4 protein-coding genes are annotated in these 5,685 nt (G+C 58.8%); all 4 read left to right on the top strand.

Annotated features, from left to right (window positions below):
• Positions 1-145 precede the first annotated feature (145 nt).
• The 4 genes from argF to DW925_RS09810 all read left to right on the top strand — a co-directional run bounded on the left by argF (position 146) and on the right by DW925_RS09810 (position 5,558).
• A complete protein-coding gene (argF, locus tag DW925_RS09825; protein WP_117584234.1) occupies positions 146-1,141 on the top strand; it encodes an ornithine carbamoyltransferase in 996 nt (331 codons plus the stop codon).
• Between the two features lie 138 nt (positions 1,142-1,279).
• Positions 1,280-2,767 carry a YfcC family protein gene (locus tag DW925_RS09820; protein ID WP_369831459.1) on the top strand — a complete coding sequence of 496 codons (1,488 nt, stop codon included), beginning with the start codon at positions 1,280-1,282 and terminating at the stop codon, positions 2,765-2,767.
• A 714-nt stretch (positions 2,768-3,481) separates the two neighbouring features.
• Positions 3,482-4,963 carry a DUF1846 domain-containing protein gene (locus DW925_RS09815; RefSeq protein ID WP_006234276.1) on the top strand — a complete coding sequence of 494 codons (1,482 nt, stop codon included), beginning with the start codon at positions 3,482-3,484 and terminating at the stop codon, positions 4,961-4,963.
• 256 nt (positions 4,964-5,219) lie between these two features.
• On the top strand, positions 5,220-5,558 hold the full coding sequence (locus DW925_RS09810) for a hypothetical protein (RefSeq protein ID WP_040358312.1): 339 nt from the start codon (positions 5,220-5,222) through the stop codon (positions 5,556-5,558).
• Positions 5,559-5,685 lie beyond the last annotated feature (127 nt).

Raw genomic sequence — 5,685 nt, 5'->3', positions numbered from 1 at the left:
GCGCTGCATGAGCATGCCCTTCTGGCGCGAGGACCTCTAAGTCTTTCCGTTTCCGGTGCGGTCCCCCTACAACCGCACCGGTTTCGCCCGTCAAACGGGCAACACTAATACTTACGTAATTCATTTCTTCGAAAGGATTTGAACCATGGGTGTTAACCTCTCCGGCCGTAGCTTCCTCAAGCTCCTCGACCTCACCACCGAGGAGATCGAGTACCTGCTCAAGCTCTCCAAGAACTTCAAGGACATGAAGCGCGCCGGCGTTCCTCACCGCTATCTCGAGGGCAAGAACATCGTTCTGCTCTTCCAGAAGACCTCCACTCGTACCCGCTGCGCCTTCGAGGTCGGCGGCATGGATCTTGGCATGGGCGTCACCTACCTCGATCCCGGTTCGTCCCAGATGGGCAAGAAGGAGTCCATCGAGGACACCGCCCGCGTTCTCGGCCGCATGTATGACGGCATCGAGTTCCGTGGCTTTGCCCAGGACGACGTCGAGGAGCTCGCTGCTAAGTCTGGCGTGCCCGTATGGAATGGCCTGACCACCGAGTGGCACCCCACCCAGATGCTCGCCGATATCCTGACCGTCCAGGAGAACTTCAACTACGACATCAAGGGCAAGACCCTCGTCTTCATGGGCGACTGCAAGAACAACGTCGCTCGCTCCCTCATGGTCGTCTGCTCCAAGCTCGGCATGAACTTCGTGGCCTGCGGCCCCGAGGAGTGCATGCCCGCTGACGACGTCATCGAGGCCTGCAAGCCCATCGCTGAGGCTAACGGCTGCACCATCAAGCTGACCACCGACGTCAAGGACGGCGTCACCGGTGCCGACGTTCTCTACACCGACGTGTGGGTCTCCATGGGCGAGCCCGACGAGGTCTGGGCCGAGCGCATCGCTCAGCTCACTCCGTATCGCGTTACCTCCGAGGTCATGGCTATGGCCAACCCGGGTGCCATCTTCCTGCACTGCCTGCCCAGCTTCCACGACACCAACACCACGATTGGCGCCGAGAAGTGCGAGCAGTTCGGCATCACCGAGCAGGAGGTCACCGACGAGGTCTTCGAGAGCCCCGCTTCCAAGGTCTTCGACGAGGCCGAGAACCGCATGCACACCATCAAGGCTGTCATGTACGCTACGCTCAAGTAAGAGCATCTAGCATCTCGCTCGGGGTGCATTGCTGCGCACCCCGAGCGCTTTTGTCTGGTAAAAATCTCGCACCGAGCGACATGCACGGCACGGAAGAGCCGCTTCGGGCGAGATCAGTAAATGATTTATGAAGGGGGGATGAGAACTATGACTGAGACCGCTAAGAAAAAGCGCGGTATGCCTTCATCGTTCACCATTCTTCTTGCTCTGCTGGCAATCGTCGCGGTTGTTACCGTTATCGTCTCCGGTACGTCCGGTGGCGCGGTTACCGCTGCCCGCTTGAGCGATTTCTGCACCGCCCCGGTCAAGGGCTTCGCTGACGCTCTGCCCGTCTGCCTCTTCGTTATGATCCTCGGCGGCTTCCTCGGCATGATGACCGAGACCGGCGCCCTGGACAACGGCATTGCTGTTCTGGTGCAGAAGCTTAAGGGCAATGAGATCATGCTCATTCCCGTGCTGATGTTCATCTTCTCCCTCGGTGGTACCACCTATGGTATGTGCGAGGAGACCGTTCCCTTCTACGCCCTGCTCGCCGCCACCATGATGGCTGCTGGCTTCGACCCCATGGTCGGCGCTGCCACCGTCCTGCTCGGCGCTGGCTGCGGCTGCCTCGGCTCCACGGTTAACCCGTTTGCCGTCGGTGCTGCCGTTGACGCTCTGACTGGCGTTGGCATTGAGGTCAACCAGTCCATCATCATCGGCCTCGGTGCCGTCCTGTGGATTGTTACCACTGTTATGTCCATCCTCTTCGTCATGAGCTATGCCAAGAAGGTCAAGGCTGACAAGGGTTCCACCATCCTTTCGATGCAGGAGCTCAAGGACGCCGAAGAGGCTCACGGCAAGGCTGCTTCCGAGGTTCACAAGGAGGTCAAGCTCACCGGTCGTCAGAAGGGTGTTCTGATCGCCTTTGCCTTCACCTTCGTCGTCATGATCGTCGGCTTCATCCCGCTGGCCGACCTTAACGAGGGCGTCGCCAACTTCTTCGATGCTGGCGCTGTCTATGACGCCGACGGTAACGCCATCGTTCAGGGCTGGTCTGCCCTGATCACCGGCCTGCCCATTGGTCAGTGGTACTTCGACGAGGCTTCCACCTGGTTCTTCCTCATGGCTGTCCTGATCGGTATTATCGGCGGCCTGTCCGAGAAGCAGATCGTCAACACCTTCATCACCGGCGCTGCCGACATGATGTCCGTTGTCCTCGTCATCGCCCTCGCCCGTGGTATCTCCGTCCTCATGGCTAGCACCGGCCTCGACGTCTACGTCCTCGACGCTGCCGCCAATGCTCTGGCTGGCCTGTCCGGCGTGATCTTCGCTCCCATGAGCTTCCTGGTCTACTTCGGCCTGTCCTTCCTGATCCCCTCGACCTCCGGTATGGCTACTGTCTCCATGCCCATCATGGGACCGCTGGCTGTTAAGCTCGGCTTCTCGCCCGAGGTCATGGTCATGATCTTCTCCGCCGCCATCGGTGTCGTGAACCTGTTCACCCCGACCTCCGGCGCCATCATGGGCGGTCTTGCTCTGGCCAAGATCGAGTGGACGACCTGGCTCAAGTTTGCTCTTAAGCTCATCGTCGCTCTCTCCGTCGTCTGCGCCATCATCCTGACCGTCGCTTGCGTGATGCTCTAAGTACCCCTTGGGTACCCCACGGAAACCATGACGATCCTGTAAAGGATCACCTGGTCATCGTCTGTCCGGTGGGGTAACCCCACCGGTAGACTCCTACCTTTAGCCTCCTCCCGTTCCGTGCGCGGGAGGGGGCGACTTGCGTTCCGGCGTTTTACCAAACGCCGGAACCGGTCGACGCTGCGCGCCGCCCAGGACGACAATTTGTCATTCAAAAGGCAAGGCATGACCAAAAGGTCTATGCCTTGCCTTTTTCATGCCAACTTGTACGTCCTGGACGGCGCTCGCTGACTTATGCTCATCCTGCGGCGCTGCCTTTGTTGGTGTAAAGGTGTCAGATTGCTTTGCGCCATGCCCTCCTCTTTCACGTCACCTTGCTCGCTCTGGTGGGCTTTCGCTGACTTATGCTCAACCTGCGGCGCTGCCATTGTTGGCGCAGGGGGCGGCTTGCTCGCTCTGGTGCCTGTTCGCTGTCCGTTCTCTGCCCGCGACGTTTCTGCTGTTGGTGCAAAGGGGTCAGGTTACTTTGCGCCAAAAGGGGAAGTTGCGGTGGAATAGTTCCCGTTTGGCCGTCTTGAGGGGTTAAACAGGAGCTATTTCACCGCAACTTATCGATGGCGTGTTTGGTTGGTGCCTGTTGATGGCCTGGGCATCGGGGAGGGCAGGCTCCGTTATAATCGCCTAAGACATTAAATGGAAACGGGACGGGAGCCATATATGCGCCAGGGTTTCGACAACGCGAAGTATATCGAGCTGCAGGCCGCTCATATTAAGGAGCGCATCTCGCAGTTTGGCGGCAAGCTGTATTTGGAGTTTGGCGGCAAGCTGTTTGACGACTATCACGCGAGCCGCGTGCTGCCGGGTTTTGAGCCGGACAGCAAGTTTCGCATGCTCAAGAGCATAGCCGACGACGTCGAGGTCATCATCGCCATTAACGCGAACCACATCGAGAAGAACAAGGCTCGTGGTGACCTTGGCATTACCTATGACGAGGATGTGCTGCGCCTGGTTGACCTGTTCCGCGGCAACGGCTTTGCTGTCGCGGCCGTGGTCATCACCCAGTACGCCGGCCAGCCCGCTGCCGATGTGTTCCGCAACCGCCTGAACGCGCTCGGCATTCCCGCCAAGCTCCACTATCCCATCGAGGGCTATCCGCACGACGTCGACCTGATCGTGTCCGACGACGGCTATGGCAAGAACGAGTTTGTCGAGACCACCCGTCCGCTCGTCGTCGTGACGGCGCCCGGTCCTGGCTCGGGCAAGCTCGCCACTTGCCTCTCGCAGCTGTATCACGAGCATAAGCACGGTACCGCCGCCGGCTATGCCAAATTCGAGACCTTCCCGGTCTGGAATCTTCCTCTGACGCATCCGGTCAATATTGCCTACGAGGCCGCCACGGCTGACCTCGACGACGCCAATATCATCGATTCGTTCCACCTTGAGGCCTACAACAAGACCACGGTCAACTACAACCGCGACGTCGAGGCCTTCCCGGTAGTTCGTGCCCTGATGGAAAAGATCCTGGGCAAGAGCCCCTACCAGAGCCCTACGGACATGGGCGTCAATATGGTCGGCTTTGCCATCACCGATGACGATGCCTGCCGCGACGCTTCCAAGATGGAGATCGTCCGCCGCTACTTTACCGCGGTCGAAAATGTGCGCCGTACCGGCGTGGGCGATGAGCAAGTCGACCGTCTCAAGATTATTATGAAGAAAGCCGGCATCGATAAGAACTACTCACCGGCGCGCTCGGCGGCCCTCACCAGGGAGCAGCTGACGGGTGGTCCCGTGGGTGCCATGGTCATGCCCGATGGCTCCGTGGTGACCGGTAAGACCTCCACGCGCCTGGGCGCCGCAAGTTCGCTCATTATGAACGCCCTCAAGCATGTCTCGGGCGTCGACCTTGAGCTCGAGGTCATTAGCGATGAGGCGATCGAGCCCATCAGCAAGCTCAAGACGCATTTCCTGGGCAGCAAAAACCCGCGCCTCCACACCGACGAGACGCTTATGGCGCTGTCGATCACCTCGGCCACGAGTGAGACGGCCGCTCGCGTCCTTTCGGGCCTGGAGCAGCTGCGCGGTTGCGATGCCTTCTTTAGCGTGATTATCTCGCCGACGGACGAGACGGTACTGCGCAAACTGGGTATCAACGTGTGCTGCGAGCCCAAGTTTGAGCGCCGCGGTTTCTTCCATCGCTAAGTTTGAAGCACCGCGGTAATTGCATTGCATTTTGGCCGTATCGGGTTAGCGCCCGGTACGGCTTTTTGATCAATAAAGCGTCTATTTCGGCGAAAAATAGCTGTTTACCTGCCTAGAAACAATTTGAGCGGTATACAATAACCGTAACTGTTTCATCCTTAGCGGGATGCCGCATGATGGATATTACCTGCCATCGTGAGGTGTGTCGGTCGCGCACGGCGCGTTAGATGCTCGTGCTCGGTTTGAGGAGGCTGCTATGGCGGGCAAGGGTCGTGCGAGTGTCAACGATATGAAGCGTGTCGAGGTGCTGGTGTTGATGGAGATCGACCAGCAAACCGAAGACAATGGCGGGCCGTATGGTTTCTCGCGCAAAACGCTTGCCGAGCGCGTGGGGGTTTCGCCGTATCGTGCCCGCGCGGCAATCGATCGCTTGGATTCCGAAGGCATGATTGATGTCGTCTCGCGTTATAGCGACGACGGCGGTCAGCTTGCAAATGGCATTTGCCTCACCGAACGTGGCGAGTGGTATCTTGAGGGCGTCCGTACCGGCATGCTCGTTCAAGAAATGCTTGAGGACGAGGTTGCTGATCGATAGCAGCATGTAACCCTTGCCATAGCGACGCCGCCTGGGAAACCGGGCGGCGTTTTGTTTCAAGATTGAGAAATGCAATCGCACGCGAGAGGTTGATTTCCGATCTCAGCCGAACACATTGAGCAAATAG

Origin of the sequence: Collinsella sp. AM43-1 (assembly GCF_003467925.1) — a bacterium.
Lineage (GTDB): Bacteria > Actinomycetota > Coriobacteriia > Coriobacteriales > Coriobacteriaceae > Collinsella.
The sequence above is the reverse complement of the archived record's forward strand: the minus strand, read 5'-3'. Positions and strand labels throughout refer to the sequence as shown.

Excerpts from the sequence above, each read along its gene's own strand:
- argF (WP_117584234.1), top strand. The coding sequence starts at position 146 with ATGGGTGTTAACCTCTCCGGCCGTAGCTTCCTCAAGCTCCTCGACCTC.
- DW925_RS09820 (WP_369831459.1), top strand. The coding sequence starts at position 1,280 with ATGAGAACTATGACTGAGACCGCTAAGAAAAAGCGCGGTATGCCTTCA.
- DW925_RS09815 (WP_006234276.1), top strand. The coding sequence starts at position 3,482 with ATGCGCCAGGGTTTCGACAACGCGAAGTATATCGAGCTGCAGGCCGCT.
- DW925_RS09810 (WP_040358312.1), top strand. The coding sequence starts at position 5,220 with ATGGCGGGCAAGGGTCGTGCGAGTGTCAACGATATGAAGCGTGTCGAG.